Origin of the sequence: Rosenbergiella nectarea (genome assembly GCF_900111105.1) — a bacterium.
Classification (GTDB): Bacteria; Pseudomonadota; Gammaproteobacteria; order Enterobacterales; family Enterobacteriaceae; genus Rosenbergiella; species Rosenbergiella nectarea.
In genome coordinates this window covers 61,780-77,396 of record NZ_FOGC01000014.1, presented here as the reverse complement: position 1 = coordinate 77,396, position 15,617 = coordinate 61,780, and the positions used below count along the sequence as shown (strand labels likewise).

At 47.2% G+C, this 15,617-nt stretch carries 16 protein-coding genes, 2 tRNA genes and 1 rRNA gene; 15 read left to right on the top strand and 4 right to left on the bottom strand.

Features of this window, described 5'->3' with window-relative positions; genetic code table 11:
• Window positions 1–207: 207 nt before the first annotated feature.
• The 10 genes from rrf to BMX14_RS14795 all read left to right on the top strand — a co-directional run bounded on the left by rrf (window position 208) and on the right by BMX14_RS14795 (window position 8,130).
• A 5S ribosomal RNA gene (gene rrf / locus BMX14_RS14840) occupies window positions 208–323 on the top strand.
• Between the two features lie 92 nt (window positions 324–415).
• Window positions 416–492 (top strand) — tRNA-Asp (locus BMX14_RS14835).
• 147 nt (window positions 493–639) lie between these two features.
• Window positions 640–1,428 (top strand): endonuclease/exonuclease/phosphatase family protein, encoded by a 789-nt coding sequence (locus BMX14_RS14830; RefSeq protein WP_092678095.1) that lies wholly within the window; start codon window positions 640–642, stop codon window positions 1,426–1,428.
• A 13-nt stretch (window positions 1,429–1,441) separates the two neighbouring features.
• Complete coding sequence (locus tag BMX14_RS14825) at window positions 1,442–2,455, top strand: dipeptidase (RefSeq protein WP_092678093.1); 1,014 nt, start codon at window positions 1,442–1,444, stop codon at window positions 2,453–2,455.
• Between the two features lie 111 nt (window positions 2,456–2,566).
• Window positions 2,567–2,638, top strand: a complete 72-nt coding sequence (gene pqqA / locus BMX14_RS16475; protein ID WP_099823985.1) for a pyrroloquinoline quinone precursor peptide PqqA — start codon at window positions 2,567–2,569, stop codon at window positions 2,636–2,638.
• 61 nt (window positions 2,639–2,699) lie between these two features.
• The gene (gene pqqB, locus BMX14_RS14815) at window positions 2,700–3,617 is read left to right on the top strand and encodes a pyrroloquinoline quinone biosynthesis protein PqqB (RefSeq protein ID WP_092678089.1); all 918 of its coding nucleotides are present in this window, start codon (window positions 2,700–2,702) and stop codon (window positions 3,615–3,617) included.
• Window position 3,618: 1 nt separating this feature from the next.
• A complete protein-coding gene (gene pqqC / locus BMX14_RS14810) occupies window positions 3,619–4,374 on the top strand; it encodes a pyrroloquinoline-quinone synthase PqqC (RefSeq protein WP_092678087.1) in 756 nt (251 codons plus the stop codon).
• Between the two features lie 6 nt (window positions 4,375–4,380).
• Window positions 4,381–4,659, top strand: coding sequence for a pyrroloquinoline quinone biosynthesis peptide chaperone PqqD (gene pqqD / locus BMX14_RS14805; RefSeq protein ID WP_092678107.1), 279 nt, complete (start codon window positions 4,381–4,383; stop codon window positions 4,657–4,659).
• Window positions 4,649–5,785: a pyrroloquinoline quinone biosynthesis protein PqqE gene (pqqE, locus tag BMX14_RS14800; RefSeq protein WP_092678085.1), complete on the top strand. Its 1,137-nt coding sequence runs from the start codon at window positions 4,649–4,651 to the stop codon at window positions 5,783–5,785. Before pqqD ends, pqqE begins: the two co-directional genes overlap by 11 nt.
• Before the next feature lie 2 nt (window positions 5,786–5,787).
• Window positions 5,788–8,130: an insulinase family protein gene (locus tag BMX14_RS14795; RefSeq protein ID WP_092678083.1), complete on the top strand. Its 2,343-nt coding sequence runs from the start codon at window positions 5,788–5,790 to the stop codon at window positions 8,128–8,130.
• 40 nt (window positions 8,131–8,170) lie between these two features.
• Here BMX14_RS14795 and mltD read toward each other — a convergent pair whose 3' ends face one another.
• On the bottom strand, window positions 8,171–9,547 hold the full coding sequence (mltD, locus tag BMX14_RS14790; RefSeq protein ID WP_092678081.1) for a murein transglycosylase D: 1,377 nt from the start codon (window positions 9,545–9,547) through the stop codon (window positions 8,171–8,173).
• A 68-nt stretch (window positions 9,548–9,615) separates the two neighbouring features.
• The gene (gloB, locus tag BMX14_RS14785) at window positions 9,616–10,377 is read right to left on the bottom strand and encodes a hydroxyacylglutathione hydrolase (protein WP_092678079.1); all 762 of its coding nucleotides are present in this window, start codon (window positions 10,375–10,377) and stop codon (window positions 9,616–9,618) included.
• Window positions 10,378–10,412: 35 nt separating this feature from the next.
• On the opposite strand from gloB, the gene BMX14_RS14780 reads away from it, so the two are divergent.
• The gene (locus BMX14_RS14780; protein ID WP_092678077.1) at window positions 10,413–11,138 is read left to right on the top strand and encodes a class I SAM-dependent methyltransferase; all 726 of its coding nucleotides are present in this window, start codon (window positions 10,413–10,415) and stop codon (window positions 11,136–11,138) included.
• On the opposite strand, the gene rnhA is transcribed toward BMX14_RS14780, so the two are convergent.
• Window positions 11,120–11,587 carry a ribonuclease HI gene (gene rnhA / locus BMX14_RS14775; protein ID WP_092678075.1) on the bottom strand — a complete coding sequence of 156 codons (468 nt, stop codon included), beginning with the start codon at window positions 11,585–11,587 and terminating at the stop codon, window positions 11,120–11,122. The two genes, BMX14_RS14780 and rnhA, sit on opposite strands and share 19 nt — an antisense overlap.
• A gap of 50 nt (window positions 11,588–11,637) precedes the next feature.
• On the opposite strand from rnhA, the gene dnaQ reads away from it, so the two are divergent.
• The 4 genes from dnaQ to BMX14_RS14755 all read left to right on the top strand — a co-directional run bounded on the left by dnaQ (window position 11,638) and on the right by BMX14_RS14755 (window position 15,291).
• Complete coding sequence (gene dnaQ / locus BMX14_RS14770; RefSeq protein ID WP_092678073.1) at window positions 11,638–12,366, top strand: DNA polymerase III subunit epsilon; 729 nt, start codon at window positions 11,638–11,640, stop codon at window positions 12,364–12,366.
• Window positions 12,367–12,473: 107 nt separating this feature from the next.
• Window positions 12,474–12,550, top strand: a tRNA-Asp gene (locus tag BMX14_RS14765).
• Between the two features lie 350 nt (window positions 12,551–12,900).
• Window positions 12,901–15,066 carry a carbon starvation CstA family protein gene (locus BMX14_RS14760; protein WP_092678071.1) on the top strand — a complete coding sequence of 722 codons (2,166 nt, stop codon included), beginning with the start codon at window positions 12,901–12,903 and terminating at the stop codon, window positions 15,064–15,066.
• Between the two features lie 18 nt (window positions 15,067–15,084).
• Window positions 15,085–15,291: a YbdD/YjiX family protein gene (locus BMX14_RS14755; protein WP_092678069.1), complete on the top strand. Its 207-nt coding sequence runs from the start codon at window positions 15,085–15,087 to the stop codon at window positions 15,289–15,291.
• A gap of 30 nt (window positions 15,292–15,321) precedes the next feature.
• Here BMX14_RS14755 and BMX14_RS16650 read toward each other — a convergent pair whose 3' ends face one another.
• On the bottom strand, window positions 15,322–15,492 hold the full coding sequence (locus BMX14_RS16650; RefSeq protein WP_177173179.1) for a hypothetical protein: 171 nt from the start codon (window positions 15,490–15,492) through the stop codon (window positions 15,322–15,324).
• Window positions 15,493–15,617: the final 125 nt, after the last annotated feature.

The following is a 15,617-nucleotide window of genomic DNA, read 5'->3' as shown; positions in this document are numbered from 1 at the left end:
GCGTTGACAGATTAACGAATAGAAAGGTAAGCGAACACATTCGTTTATTTAAAAAGAATTGCGAAGTAAAGAAACGATTAATTTTTATCGTAATCAAGGCGACGACCAAGCGATAAGAAGGAGCATACACCGGTATGTGACTGAGTAGCGCGAGGGAAGTTAACGCCGAGTACGTCAAAAAGAAACGTTTTTAGCAGCAAGAATTTGCCTGGCGGCACTAGCGCGGTGGTCCCACCTGACCCCATGCCGAACTCAGAAGTGAAACGCCGTAGCGCCGATGGTAGTGTGGGGTCTCCCCATGCGAGAGTAGGGAACTGCCAGGCATCCAATTAAGACCTCTAGGTCATGACCACACCCTTGACACGGTGCGGGAGAAACAAGCAAAGTAGCAGTGCTACTTTGAGACAGAATCGGTGGAGCGGTAGTTCAGTTGGTTAGAATACCTGCCTGTCACGCAGGGGGTCGCGGGTTCGAGCCCCGTCCGTTCCGCCACTTATTAAGAGAAACCCATGCTAGAAATAGCATGGGTTTTTTGCTTTGAGAAAATTCTTCCTAAAACATCGCTTTTAAAGCCATTATTTTTTCCTACAGGCTGGTACTATTACGGTTAGTCATCCATAAACGAGGGATAGCTTCAGCGTGCGAAAAAAGACATTTGCTATGCGTTATACGGCAGGTCAACCTGCAGAACAGGTTTTCCCGCCGGAGCTGCAATTTCCGTTCGTCCATCGTTTACCGGAAGGGGCGTTACTGCCGGATTATAAAAATCTAAAAGTTCTGGTTTGGAACATCTTCAAACAACAACGTGCAGAATGGCAGTCAGTCATAACCGATTTCGGTAAAGACAGTCATTTAGTGATGTTACAAGAAGCTCAGACGACTCCAGAACTGGTCACTTTTGCAACCTGCCATTTTATTGCGGTTGATCAAGTTCCTGCTTTATCCTTTCCGCAACATCCTTCTGGGGTCATGACATTAGCGAAAAGCGCCCCTATTTTTTGTTGCCCACTGCGTGAACGTGAGCCATTATTACGCTTAGCCAAATCAGCCCTGATTACGGTTTATCCTATGCCTAACGGTCAAATGCTCATGGCTGTGAATATGCATGCGGTTAATTTTAGTCTAGGGATAGAAGTCTATCGCAAGCAACTGGCGACGGTAGGCGAACATATGCAACACCATTGTGGCCCAATACTAATGGCTGGAGACTTCAATGCTTGGAGTCTGCCACGAAGTAAGGCCTTATATCATTTTGTTCATAAACATCATCTAAAAGAAGTCCATTTTGATCACGACCATCGCCGGACGGCTTTTGGTCGTCCTCTCGATTTTATTTTTTATCGAGGAATGTTTATCGAAAATGCGCGAGTATTGAAGACAGAAGCCTCGGACCATAATCCTCTATTAGCCGAATTTAGTTTTACCTAGAGAGTAATCAAGCATGCACTATTTTGATGGCCACAATGACCTATTGCTTAACCTATGGTTAAATTATCCGGATACTCCCGGCGCTTTCTTCGAGAAGATCGAAGGGCATCTCGACTTCCCACGAATTCAACAGTCTGGCCTAATCGGCGGCCTTTTTGCTATTTTCATTCCGCCCAAGCACTACATTGCGGATAAATATCCACACCATGCTAAAAAGCTTGATAACCCACTCGAGGTGATGTGGGAGCAGCTCGCGATCTTAAAAGAACTGATTAAGCTGTCTGAAGGGAAAATTAAACTCTGTACCACTGCTGCAGCACTGCATCAATCTAAAAAAGATCAAGTATTTGCTGCGGTTGCGCATATAGAGGGTGCGGATGCATTAGCTTTAGACAGTAGCTCTCTTGAACGCTTCTATCACGCCGGTGTAAGAAGTGTAGGCCCCTTTTGGAATACCCCCAATACATACGGGGAAGGGGTAACCGGAAGTTTTCCTGGTACACCGGATAGTGGCCCCGGTCTTACGGGAGCGGGGAAACGACTTATCGGGCAGCTTGCGGAGAGAAAAATGGTGATTGATTGTTCTCATATGAATGAGAAAACCTTCTGGGAAGTGGCCGAACTCAGTAACCAACCTCTTATCGCGACTCACTCTTCAGTTCATCGACTTTGTGCACAGCCCCGGAATTTAACGGATCAACAATTGCTAGCGATCCGTGACAGTGGAGGAGTCGTGGGCATCAACTTTGGTAATGCTTTTATCCGTCCCGATGGGGCGCGCTGTGAAGAGACCGACTTGGACATATTAGTTGATCATTTCTGTTATGTCGCTGAACTGATTGGTGATGGACATCTTGCCTTGGGATCTGATTTTGATGGTGTATCGGTCCCAAAAGCATTGGGTGATGTCACCGGACTACCACTGCTGGCTGAGCGACTTAGGCGGCGGGGATTCTGTGAAGAGAGTTTGGTAAAAATAACGACCCAAAACTGGCTAAAAGTGCTAGAACGCACCTGGAGTCAATAATGATGATTAATTTTGGTTTAGTGTTGACCTTGGCGAAACATTAGCGCAACATTTACCCCCCCCCCCAAGGTAATGAATTATTACCTAAATGATAATAATGAGGACAACACTATGTGGAAAAAACCAGAATTTGAAGATATGCGTTTAGGTATGGAAATCACTCTATACATCTCTAACCGCTAAGCAACACATCTATGCCCGTGCACAAGTACGGGCATCTTCCTCTCTAAAAATCGACACTTCTATGTTTATCAAAGTATTAGGCTCTGCCGCCGGTGGTGGTTTTCCTCAATGGAATTGCAATTGTGCTAATTGTCAGGGCGTCAGAGAAGGCTCTATCCCCGCACGGCCACGCACACAATCATCGATACTGATTAGTGATAATCGGCAAGATTGGGTATTGTGTAATGCTTCTCCCGACATCTCCGAGCAAATTCGTCATACTCCTGAGTTTGTTAAACACGGTCATCTGCGTGGCACCACGGTAGGCGATATCATTCTTACCGACAGCCAAATTGATCACAGTACGGGCCTTTTAAGTCTACGCGAAGGCTGTCCGCATCGTGTTTGGTGTACTGCAGAGGTTCATGAGGATCTATCGACGGGCTTTCCAATTTTTCCGATGCTAACCCATTGGAATGGTGGCTTACTGCATCAGCCGATTGTACCGATGGAGTCTTTTAAAACGCGAGTTTGCACTCAATTACGCTTTACCCCAATCCCGATCATTAGTAATGCGCCGCCGTATTCACCTTGGCGTGATAAGCCCCTACCGGGCCATAACGTTGCTCTCTTTATTGAGGATGAATCTACCGGTAAGAGTGTGCTTTATGCTCCAGGCCTAGGCGAGCCTGATGAAGTCATTTTGCCTTGGTTACAAAAGGCCGATTGCTTACTTATCGATGGGACCGTTTGGCAGGATAATGAGCTCGTCACAACCGGTGTGGGACTGAATACTGGCAAAGCGATGGGGCATTTAGCCCTTTCCGAAGAGAAAGGCATGCTAGCGATGTTGGCAACCCTCAAAGCTCAGCGTAAAATTTTAATTCATATTAATAATACTAACCCAATACTTAACGAGTCCTCCCCGGAAAGAGCTAGCCTTGATAAGGCGGGCATCGAAGTCAGTTGGGATGGTATGGAAATCACGTTGGGAGAATAAAATGCACATTAGCGAAACGCTAACACCAGAAGCTTTTGAACAGGCCCTACGCGACAAAGGGGCCTACTATCATATCCATCATCCTTATCATATTGCTATGCATAACGGGCAAGCAACAAAACAACAAATTCAGGGATGGGTAGCAAACCGTTTTTATTACCAAACTAATATTCCGTTAAAAGATGCGGCCATCATGGCGAACTGTCCGGATCCCAGCGTAAGACGTCAATGGATACAGCGTATCCTTGACCACGATGGTGATGGGGAGAGTGAAGGGGGAATTGAGGCTTGGTTACAACTTGGGGAGGCCGTAGGGCTCACTCGAGAAGAGTTACTGTCGGAACAACATGTTTTACCTGGGGTACGTTTTGCGGTCGACGCTTATGTCAATTTTGCGCGTCGTGCGAATTGGCAGGAAGCGGCGTGCAGTTCATTAACTGAACTTTTTGCACCACAAATTCACCAATCTCGTTTAGATAGCTGGCCCCAGCACTATCCTTGGATTAAGGAAGACGGCTATTTTTATTTCCGAAGCCGCCTTGGTCAAGCTCGGCGGGATGTTGAGCATGGGCTATCCTTAGCCTTAGAGATTTTCGATACAGCGGAAAAACAGATGCGTATGTTGGAGATCTTACAATTTAAGCTCGATATTCTATGGACAATGCTCGATGCAATGACCATGGCTTATAGCTTAGATCGCGCCCCTTATCACACAGTGACGGACCAACCGGTTTGGCACACGACGCGTTTGGTGTAAATGATGATGACTTTATCTGCAGTACCTTGTTTCCGACGTGGCTATCGCATGCAATGGGAAGAGACCCAACAACAGCATGTGATCCTCTACCCAGAGGGTATGGCTAAACTCAATGAGTCGGCAGCAATGATTCTTGAGCTGGTTGATGGTGTCGCAAGTGTTGATCTCATTATTGAAAAACTCAACACACGCTTTCCTGATGCGGGGGGCGTGGATGAGGATGTCATCGATTTTCTCCAGGCGGCTTACCGTCAAAAATGGATTCTGCTGAACGATGCAAAGTAATCCAGATATTAAAGCACCGTTATGGCTGCTGGCTGAGCTTACTTACCGCTGCCCATTACAATGCCCCTATTGTTCAAATCCATTGGATTTTGCACGGGCAAGTGAAGAGCTGACCACGGCGCAATGGATCGAGGTTTTCAAGCAAGCCCGTGCCATGGGAAGTGTTCAGCTTGGCTTTTCAGGGGGCGAACCGCTCACTCGTAAAGATCTGCCTGAGCTGATTGCGGTGGCTCGCGAGTTAGGTTTTTATACCAATCTGATTACGTCTGGGATAGGCCTAACCGCAAAAAAACTGGACCTCTTCGCCGATGCCGGACTGGATCACATCCAGATCAGTTTCCAAGCTAGCGATGAAACATTGAATGCTGCGTTGGCAGGATCCAAGAAGGCATTCACACAAAAATTAGAGATGGCCAAAGCGGTTAAAGCGCATGGTTATCCCATGGTCCTGAACTTCGTCTTACATCGGCACAATATCGATCAGATTGACCGGATCATTGAGCTCTGTATTGAGCTTGAAGCAGATGATGTTGAACTGGCGACTTGCCAATTCTATGGTTGGGCGCAACTCAATCGAGAAGGGTTGCTACCGACAAGAAAACAGATTGCCGATGCTGAAAAGGTGGTCGCCTCTTATCGAGAGAAGATGGCTGCTTCAGGTAATCTGACTAACCTCATCTTTGTCACGCCTGATTATTATGAAGAACGTCCTAAAGGCTGCATGGGGGGCTGGGGGGCGATCTTTATGAACGTCACGCCCGATGGGAAAGCCTTACCTTGCCACAGTGCACGCCAGCTACCGATTGAATTTCCATCGGTACTCGAGCATCGTCTGGACGATATTTGGTATAACTCTTTTGGTTTCAATCGTTACCGCGGTTATGACTGGATGCCAGAGCCTTGTCGCTCTTGCGATGAAAAAGAGAAAGACTTTGGTGGATGCCGCTGCCAAGCCTTTATGTTAACGGGTAATGCCGATAATGCTGATCCGGTATGCAGCAAGTCTGCACATCATGGAAAAATACTTGAGGCGAGAGAAGAGGCTAACCATTGTCAGATGACAATCGAACAGCTGCAGTTTAGGCATCAGCGTAATTCCGAGTTAATTTTTAAAACGTCGGTATAGGCATGGCGGTCATCGACGAGGCTTGGCGCTACCGGTTGTCCTCAGGGCTTGAGGTGAATATGGAGCATATCCCCCATTTGCAGCGTGCTGCGGTGGTATGGATTTTTCCCGTCGGTAGCCATCAGGAGCCAAAGGAGTGGCCGGGTTTAGCTCATCTTACCGAACATATGGTTTTTTCTGGGGGGCAACAGTTTCGGGACCAACAGCGCCTCATGCCTTGGGTTCACCAGCAAGGCGGGCGACTCAACGCAACCACCCAACAGAACTATACCGCTTACTACTTTGAAGTTGATCCGGCTGATCTGCAGCAAGGTTTGCTGCGTCTCAAGGATATGCTGACCACACCGCGATTTGCGACGGCGGATCTTCTACGAGAAACCGCTGTCATTGATGAAGAGTATCGACTTTATTCTCGTTCGCCTCATGCGCTAGCCAGCGCAGCCCTCCACAGCCAAGTTGAACATCCGTCAGCCTTTTCCGAGTTTCATATTGGTAATGCAAAGGCTTTCGGCAACGATATGACTGCGTTGGGGGCGGCACTGGAACATTTTTATACTCAAGGCTATGCCCTTGAGCGTAGCCAAGTATGGATAGCGTCACCCCTTAGCTGTCAGCAGCAATATGATAAGGTAGCTGATTGCTTTGTGTTACCGGATACGCCCTCAGCCATCGATTCGCAGCCCGTCAGTCGAGTCGTAGAAAGTACTCCGATCGGTTGGCAGAATTGGCAGGGCGAAATACGTCTAGCAAAACAGGCTGGATTGGGGATAACGCAGGTTATCGAGATGAGTCGCTTGAGCGACTGGCCGACAATCGTTGAACTGATGACCGATACCGCGCCGGGATCACTCTGCCAAGTGATTAGTCATCAACTTGGATATCATCTCTCCGTAAGAGTAGAGCGTCACTATCACGATAATCAGCAAATTTTCTTTACGTTATGGTTTGAAGGGGCTGACTTTTCCGAAGAGGATGCTCAACAGAGTTTAGCGCTCTGGCAGCAGTGGCGGATAGCAGCCTCACAACTTTCTACTCCTCAGTTCGATCATTATCGGGAACTCGCGCAAGCAGAAGCGCTACGATTACCGGCTATGGATTTCCTTCGCGAACACGCCTTAGGCTTTATATTTTCGACGTCGATAGAAAGGGAATTAACGCCGAAACCTCTGCAACAAGCGCTCTCATCCATTAATCACTTTGCATTACTACGGAGTCGCCAGGAGTCTGCCATTCAAGCCGTCGAATGCCAGGGGCTTTGTTGTCAATTCCAAGTCTCTCCACTTGTGATGAGGGGCATTACTCATGATCATGATGCGTTTATCTTCTACCCGCAACCTCGTGTAACGTCTAGAGACGTCCTGCCGATAACAGGCAGTGGTTGTCATGTGCCGCTCCATTACGGTTATGAGCCGAAGGGGGGAGTAAGTCTGCTATTACGCCCCGCCGCGGGAGCCGCCATCTCCGATGAGGTACGAGCGATCCTAACCCAGTCCCTATCGCCAGTATTGAGTCTTGTGAAACATGCTGCTGGAAAAGTCATTTTGCAGCAGGTTAACGGCAATGATTTACTTTTTATCCGCTTTGGGCAGTTTGCCGATCTTAAAGAGTGTATAGCAAACATCATTGAATATTGGCCGAACGAACTTCCTGCTAGCTCGATTGACGGCTATGGCTCCCTACCGCTTAGGGAACTCTTACAGAATGTGCCAAGCCTCTTGGCTGAGAAACTAGACCGATGGATGGTTTCCTTTATCGGCCCGACGCAACATGATGCTGAGATCTTACAAGGGATGCTCAGTAATCTTCCTCTCTACTGGCAGAGATTTCAGGTGGATAAACTGCCTCTTCAGCAACATGTAGTTTATCAGGCGTCAGAGAGTGACTCAGCGACATTAGTCGCTTTTATTCCCTATCCTGTGACTTCGTATCGTTCATTAGTGGTATATCAACAGTTAGCAGGTTATTACGAAAGCGCCTTTTATCACCAACTGCGGGAGGTTGAGGCAGTGGGCTATGCCGTTGCTTGCCGCCAGCGAGTCTACCGTGATCGGTGGGGATTACAGATTATCTTACAATCCTCGCATCTTTCTACGCAGCAACTGTACGAACGGGTAGAGGAATTCTTTCAGCGATTGACGCTACCCGAGAAAGGATTAACTGTCCTTGCAGAAGTTGATAGTGAAAGCAGTGGCGATGAAGAACTTGACCGATATTTACGCGCCCTTCTCCCTCTAGAGACCGGTAAGCAAAACGACAATGATGAGGATTTTACCTTAGAGAGGGGACATACAGCGCTTATCGAACGAGTGAAAGATAAACAGGGTGGCTGGATTTTCATTGGATAAAAAAAAGCCGTTCAGAGCGAACAGCTTTTTTCAGTCGATATTACGAGTTATTAACGAATAACGTCAGTTTCTTTCCTGGTTGCAGCGATTGTTCATCTCGCGTCAAACTACCATTCCAGCGAAGAACATCTTTGATGTTAACGCCGTGACGCTCTGCGATGCTGGAAAGAGAATCACCCTTACGAATCTTATAGGTGATGCTATTTCCATTATCAGCCAGTTGTTGCCTGCTGTTTTTATCTTGACCGCCTAGCTTTAAATTTTGACCAATGCGTACCTGCGCGGTACGTAAATTGTTCATCGACTTCAACGCTTGAACGCTCAATCCGTGTTTTGCTGCTATAGTCGATAGGGTATCACCCGATCGAACCTTATAACGTGAAACTGAACTCGTTGCTGCCACTGCCATGGGTTGCACAGCTTGTATATCATCGGTTGCTAACGAATTTTTCAACCTAACGACATGCGATTTCGGTACCATAACATATTGCGGCCCACTTGGTGCCGTTGTACCGCGCTTGTAGCCAGCATTAAAACTTTTTAGCCGTCCCACAGGGATACCTGTCATCGAGGCGACCTGGGTTAAGTTAATTTGCTTACCAATATTCACCTTCGCTAAGGCTCGACCAGTATTGGCTTTAGGTAACTTGATCCCATACTGTTTAGGATCCTTAATCAATTGGCTCAAGGCCAACATTTTCGGAATATAAACAGTTGTTTCTTTAGGCAGCGATAAGTTCCAAAAATCGGTTGGCTTACCCCGTGCTCTATTGGCCTTCATCGCATTCAGGACTCGACCTTCACCGCTATTGTAAGCTGCAACGGTTAGCAACCAATCGCCGTGAAACATCTTGTTCAGACGTTGTAACATATTCAATGCAACGGTGGTTGAAGCGACAATATCACGTCTTCCATCGTACCATTGCGTCTGTTTTAATCCGTAATTTCGCCCCGTGCTTGCTACGATTTGCCAGATTCCAGCAGCGTTAGCATTGGATGTAGCATGGGGGTCAAAAGCACTCTCCACTATAGGTAAAAGTACCAGCTCCATCGGCATTTTTCGTTTCTGTATCTGGTCAACAATCCAGTACATATACGGTTCTGCTTGAGCAGTTACCTCGTGGAGATAACTCTTATCCTTCAAATACTTCAGTTTTTGTTCGCGGATCCGAGGGTTATTCGGAACCTTCATCTTCAACTTGTCGCTAATGGTTTCCCAGAGATCACTGTTTTGTGCGGTTGCATTCCCATCATCCTGCCAATGGGGAGACAACATGCGCGCTCCGAGATTCCCATCACTTCCCTGACTCGCTGAAGACAGACTCTGTGCATGTTGCTCAGGCTCGCCCGCATCACTCCCTGATACATGGCAACTGAACAACAAGACTGAGGCGAGAAATATCGCTTTAGTCTTCATATAAGTTCATTGATTGATTAAAAGACAGGCAATGATACGTGAGCATCCCGCCTAACACAACCCTAAACTTAACCTCGGTCTTTAAGACGGCGTAACTCTGCGAAGCGTTGCGCAGGAGTGGTCAGCGCAGGATTATCGTTAAAGTGCGCGATAACCTCTGGCTGATCGGTCATCAGGAAGACATTGATTAATCGCTCAGTTTCCAGTGTAGTCGGCAGGGTAATTTGATAGTTGTCTCTCAATTTTTTTACTTTATTGCGGTAATCGCTCATCATAGAATTCTGTGGGAAGAGGCGATGTGCAAAGTTCAAATTAGAGAGTGTGTATTCGTGGGCGCAGCATACAAGTGTTTCATCGGGTAGCTGATTTAAGCGGCTCAACGAGGTAAACATTTGATCGGCCGTCCCTTCAAAGAGCCTTCCACAGCCACCAGAAAATAGTGTGTCCCCACAGAATAGGTAAGGTTTTGCGTAATAAACAATGTGGCCCAAAGTATGGCCTGGGGTGGCAATTACACTAAAGGTATGATTGAGTAGCTCTAGGTCATCACCCTCTTCGACCAGCTCAGTAGCCCCTTTGCTGAGTGTCTCCTGTGGCCCATAAACCGGTATAGTGGGGTAGTGGTCGGTTAGGGATTTTACGCCACCCGTATGGTCAGCATGGTGATGTGTCAGCAGGATCGCTTCAAGTTTCCACTGTTGTTGATCGATCGCGTCTAAAACCGGTTGCGCTGCTCCAGGATCGATGACGATCACCCGTTTGTTGTCATCGATCAACGCCCAGATATAATTATCTTCTAATGCGGGCAGGGCTGTTAGTGTTAAGCTCATAAAGATTCCTTTGTCATCTAACCAGTGATTACTTAATGAAGATTGCAAAAATCAGTCGTTCTCTTTCCAGTCCTTCACAGTGGCATGAATTACGTTGGGGGCGACAGTTCCAGACGCTGATCAGTGATGAGATACAACCTTGGTTAAGTAAACTCTATGGTTCGCATTTCATTAAGATTGGGCCGCTGAGCCACTCTATCGATACTAGTCGCTGCGCGATAAGCCATCAAGTTAGGATTGGTAATGATGCCAGACAGGTGGACTTAGTTGGCGATAAAGAAAAACTGCCCGTAATGAGTAAATCGATTGATGCTTGTCTAATTACTCATGCTTTAGCGTGGAGTAAAGATCCCCATCAAGTATTGCGAGAGGCCGATCGCGTATTAGTCGATGATGGTTGGATGATACTATCGGAATTCAATCCGTTTAGCTTACTAGGGCTCGTGCGCGCGTGGCCGGGTCTATCACTAAAAGCTCGTTTTTATCCCAAAAGCCGGCTAATTGATTGGCTGAGCTTGTTAAATTACGAAATTGTGAGTTACCGCGCGACACAAATTCTTCCTTGGTGTTCGCAGCCGGGCATATTGACTCGCCACCTCCCAAGTTTAGGCTGTAACCATCTTATCTTGGCGCGAAAGCGGACCTATCCCCTGACCTTAGCTAAAAAAAGAGCGTCAGCTCAGGGGGCCCGCTTAAGACCAGCCGTGAATGTGAGTCGCCAAATCTGCTCACTGGGCGATCATCACAAGGCGGATGAATAACCGTTGTCGGGGCGGGTTGGGTGACTTGCTGCCTGACGGGCTAATTCATCACAACGCTCATTTTCAGGATGCCCAGCGTGGCCTTTTACCCACATCCAGTGGATAGTATGGTCTTTTAACGCCAAATCGAGACGCTGCCACAAATCGACATTTTTAACCGGCTTTTTATCTGTAGTTTTCCATCCGCGTTTTTTCCAATTGTGGATCCATTGGGAGATACCTTGACGAACATACTGGCTATCGGTGGTGAGGGTAACGTCACAGGGCTGGGACAGTGCCTCCAGAGCGATAATTGCCGCAAGTAATTCCATGCGATTATTGGTGGTGAGCTGATAACCTTCACTGAATTCTTTGGTATGTTGACCATAGCGGAGAATCGCCGCATATCCCCCTGGCCCTGGATTACCTAAGCAGGAGCCATCGGTGAAAACTTCTACCTGTTTGCGCATATCTGGTAGACTTCCTTGGGTAAAACGGTAAGTTTATCGGAATGAGAGCTATGAGCACAGTAAAAAACCGCCAGATAGTCCTTGATACTGAAACGACGGGCATGAATATGGTCGGCGTACATTATGAAGGTCACCGTATCATCGAGATTGGTGCCGTAGAGGTGATTAATCGTCGTTTAACGGGGAATAATTTCCACGTATATATCAAACCGGACCGGCTAGTGGATCCTGAGGCATTCGGTGTCCACGGTATCTCTGACGAATTCTTAAGTGATAAGCCATCTTTTGCTGATATTGCTCAAGAATTTCTCGATTATATCAAAGGTGCTGAGCTAATCATCCATAACGCCCCTTTTGATATTGGTTTTATGGATTACGAGTTCGATAAGCTCAAACAGGGTATAGGCCATACCAGCGAGTTTTGTGCAATCACTGATAGCCTAGTAATGGCTCGCAAGCAGTTTCCAGGGAAACGAAACAGCTTAGATGCGTTATGTGGTCGATTTGATATCGATAATACTAAACGGACGTTACACGGCGCATTACTCGATGCGGAGATCCTCGCCGACGTTTACCTTTCGATGACGGGGGGACAAACTACACTCACTTTTAGCGGCGAGACCGAACACTCTGCCGATTCGGGTTTGCTCGCTCAGCACCAAACTGCCCAAGCGGTAGGGCAACTTCGTATTATAAACGCGACAGAGAGCGAACAGAGTGAACACGAAGCCTACTTGGACCGAATCATGAAAAAGTCGGGTCAATGTCTGTGGCGCTAATGCGTTGATCGAAAAAGAAGCAAACGAACGTTGGGCGTTATAATAATTATTGACGAAAATCAGTTACCTGATTAGTATACGCAGCGTTCCCGACGGGGGACAAGCGCGGAGCGGTAGTTCAGTTGGTTAGAATACCTGCCTGTCACGCAGGGGGTCGCGGGTTCGAGCCCCGTCCGTTCCGCCAAAATTTAAGCCCAAGTTAGCTTGCTAACTTGGGCTTTTCCGTTCTTATCTTCTAGATAATACTTCGGTCAACCCTGTGCGACGTCGATCACCCTATAGCCAGTATTTTCGCTCTGCTAGTTTTTCATCATCTTACCCGCATTAACACTGGATTCGGCTATAAATCTGGTCGAAACGACCTTTTTCTCATCACTTAAAATGAAAAATACCGCTGTTTGACTTTTACCCCTAATATTCGTGTGACCATACTCCCATATCTGTAATACCATTCTACCTTTCGCCTAGCATTTATGAACAAGATGCTGTGGTTTGCCTTTGGCTTTTGGAAATTATTATTCATACAGGAAAACTATGGACAAAAACTTTATAAAAAAGCACCTACTCTGGGTCTTGGTTGCTTTAGTCGGCGCGGGATGCCTCGGAGTTGTGGCGCTTCGTCGTGGAGAGAGTATCAGCGCATTGTGGCTCGTTATTGCCGCCATTTCGGTCTATCTCGTCGCTTACCGCTATTATAGCCTTTATATCTCGCGAAATGTTTTAGGACTTGACGCTACCCGCGCCACGCCCGCTTTTGTTAATGGTGATGGCTTAAACTATGTCCCGACCAACCGCTATGTGCTGTTTGGGCACCATTTCGCCGCTATCGCTGGAGCAGGTCCTTTGGTTGGGCCGGTATTAGCTGCACAGATGGGGTATTTACCCGGGACGCTTTGGTTATTAGCCGGTGTCGTGGTGGCGGGTGCGGTGCAAGACTTTATGGTGTTGTTTATCTCGAGTCGTCGTAACGGTAATTCATTAGGTGAAATGGTTAAGCAAGAGATGGGAGCCATTCCTGGATTCTTAGCGCTCTTTGGCTGTTTCCTGATAATGATCATTATCCTAGCGGTACTCGCCCTTATAGTTGTTAAAGCACTTGCCGAAAGTCCATGGGGTGTCTTTACCGTATGTTCAACGCTGCCTATTGCGCTGTTCATGGGCGTTTATATGAGGTTTATTCGTCCAGGACGCGTGGGTGAAGTCTCCATTATCGGCGGTTTATTACTGCTTCTGGCGATCTGGGCTGGCGGTGTTATTGCCCATGATCCTTACTGGGGACCTGCATTAACGTTTAAAGATACCACGATAACGTGGGCGTTAATTGGCTACGCGTTTATTTCCGCTCTACTACCGGTTTGGTTGATTCTTGCACCGCGTGATTATCTAGCAACCTTCCTAAAAATTGGGGTTATTGTCGGGTTAGCGATCGGGATAATTATTCTTCATCCTCAGTTAAAAATGCCCGCAGTCACGCAATTTATTAGTGGTAATGGCCCCGTGTGGAAAGGTGCGCTTTTTCCTTTCTTATTTATCACTATTGCTTGTGGCGCGGTATCCGGTTTTCACGCCTTAATTTCAAGTGGCACAACGCCTAAATTACTCGCTAATGAAACCGATGCGCGATTTATTGGTTATGGCGCTATGTTGATGGAATCATTTGTCGCGTTAATGGCGTTAGTGTCTGCTGCAATTATTGAGCCAGGCTTGTATTTCGCGATGAATACTCCCCCTGCGGGGTTAGGCATTACTATGCCAAATCTTCATGAACTTGGCGGAGATAATGCGGCACTGATCATGCAGCAATTGCAAGTCGCGACGGCACAAGCCGGAGCCAAAGTCAGTAGCTGGGGCTTTATAATCTCACCAGAAACGATTCAACAGACGGCGGTGGCCATCGGCGAACCCTCTGTGCTGAATCGGGCAGGGGGAGCACCCACCCTGGCGGTCGGTATTGCGATGGTGTTCCATAATATTGTCCCTATTATCGATATGGGCTTCTGGTATCACTTCGGGATCCTTTTTGAAGCACTGTTTATTTTAACTGCGCTAGATGCGGGCACGCGTGCTGGACGCTTTATGCTGCAAGATTTATTGGGTAACTTTATTCCTAGCCTAAAAAATACTAACTCATTGCTTGCAGGAGTTTTAGGCACAGCAGGATGTGTGGGCCTATGGGGATATTTACTGTATCAGGGCGTCGTAGATCCTCTCGGTGGCGTGAAAAGCTTATGGCCACTGTTTGGAATTTCGAACCAGATGCTCGCCGCGGTAGCCTTAGTGCTGGTGGCGGTGATCCTCGCGAAAATGAAACGGGACCGTTATATTTGGGTACCGATTGTGCCAGCGGTATGGTTGATGATCTGTACGACTTGGGCGTTGATCTTGAAACTGTTCAGTGATAACCCGCAAGCCGAAGGTTTTTTCTATATGGCGCGTCTTTATCGCCAAAAAATTGCAGAGGGAACGGGCACAGTGGCGTCGGATCAACTTGCAAATTGGCAACATATTGTGGTCAACAACTACACCAACGCTGGATTGAGTATTCTCTTTTTGATTGTTGTCTATGGGATTGTTGCCTACGGTATCAAAGTTTGGTGGCAGGCTACTCGGCAACTACAGCGTACCGATCTTGAAACGCCCTATATAAAGCTAGATCCCGAAGTGGCGAAGAAAACGATGTCATCGGGTTCACATCATTAATAGATAGGTAACGAAAAGATGATCTTCCGCCAATTACGACATATTAAAAAATGCTTAGCGCAGGCAGGGAATATGTTGGTAGGAATTCCTGATTACGAGCACTATGTACAGCATATGCAGCTCAAGCATCCTGAAAGCCCTGTGATGAGTTACGAAGATTTTTTTCGTGAGCGTCAACAAGCGAGATATGCTGGAAAGGGTAAGGGAGGCATGCGCTGTTGCTAAAAAGAAAGGAGCCCGCGAGGCTCCTTCTTATTATGATTGCGGCTGACCCACTGGGCCTGAACCAACAGGACCGCCAGGTACTGATTGACCGCTAGGGGCAACAGGACGACCATTTTCAAGTGCACTACTTTCGTGGTGTTGGCAACCCGCTAGAGCTGTCATGGCAACGACGACCAACAATCCTTTTGAAATCATATTCATGCTTTCTGACCTCTTCTTGTGGGAGTGTAATAAAGGTGATGTCTTAAGCCTAGAAAAGAATCTCGCACTCTGCCACATTTATCTCAATAAATTTAATGACCTATTTAGAAGCCCAGTCATATTGG

Coding starts and splice junctions, on each gene's coding strand:
- BMX14_RS14825 (WP_092678093.1), top strand. CDS start 1,442: ATGCACTATTTTGATGGCCACAATGACCTATTGCTTAACCTATGGTTA.
- pqqB (WP_092678089.1), top strand. CDS start 2,700: ATGTTTATCAAAGTATTAGGCTCTGCCGCCGGTGGTGGTTTTCCTCAA.
- pqqC (WP_092678087.1), top strand. CDS start 3,619: ATGCACATTAGCGAAACGCTAACACCAGAAGCTTTTGAACAGGCCCTA.
- pqqD (WP_092678107.1), top strand. CDS start 4,381: ATGACTTTATCTGCAGTACCTTGTTTCCGACGTGGCTATCGCATGCAA.
- pqqE (WP_092678085.1), top strand. CDS start 4,649: ATGCAAAGTAATCCAGATATTAAAGCACCGTTATGGCTGCTGGCTGAG.
- BMX14_RS14795 (WP_092678083.1), top strand. CDS start 5,788: ATGGCGGTCATCGACGAGGCTTGGCGCTACCGGTTGTCCTCAGGGCTT.
- mltD (WP_092678081.1), bottom strand. CDS start 9,547: ATGAAGACTAAAGCGATATTTCTCGCCTCAGTCTTGTTGTTCAGTTGC.
- gloB (WP_092678079.1), bottom strand. CDS start 10,377: ATGAGCTTAACACTAACAGCCCTGCCCGCATTAGAAGATAATTATATC.
- BMX14_RS14780 (WP_092678077.1), top strand. CDS start 10,413: ATGAAGATTGCAAAAATCAGTCGTTCTCTTTCCAGTCCTTCACAGTGG.
- rnhA (WP_092678075.1), bottom strand. CDS start 11,587: ATGCGCAAACAGGTAGAAGTTTTCACCGATGGCTCCTGCTTAGGTAAT.
- dnaQ (WP_092678073.1), top strand. CDS start 11,638: ATGAGCACAGTAAAAAACCGCCAGATAGTCCTTGATACTGAAACGACG.
- BMX14_RS14760 (WP_092678071.1), top strand. CDS start 12,901: ATGGACAAAAACTTTATAAAAAAGCACCTACTCTGGGTCTTGGTTGCT.
- BMX14_RS14755 (WP_092678069.1), top strand. CDS start 15,085: ATGATCTTCCGCCAATTACGACATATTAAAAAATGCTTAGCGCAGGCA.
- BMX14_RS16650 (WP_177173179.1), bottom strand. CDS start 15,492: ATGAATATGATTTCAAAAGGATTGTTGGTCGTCGTTGCCATGACAGCT.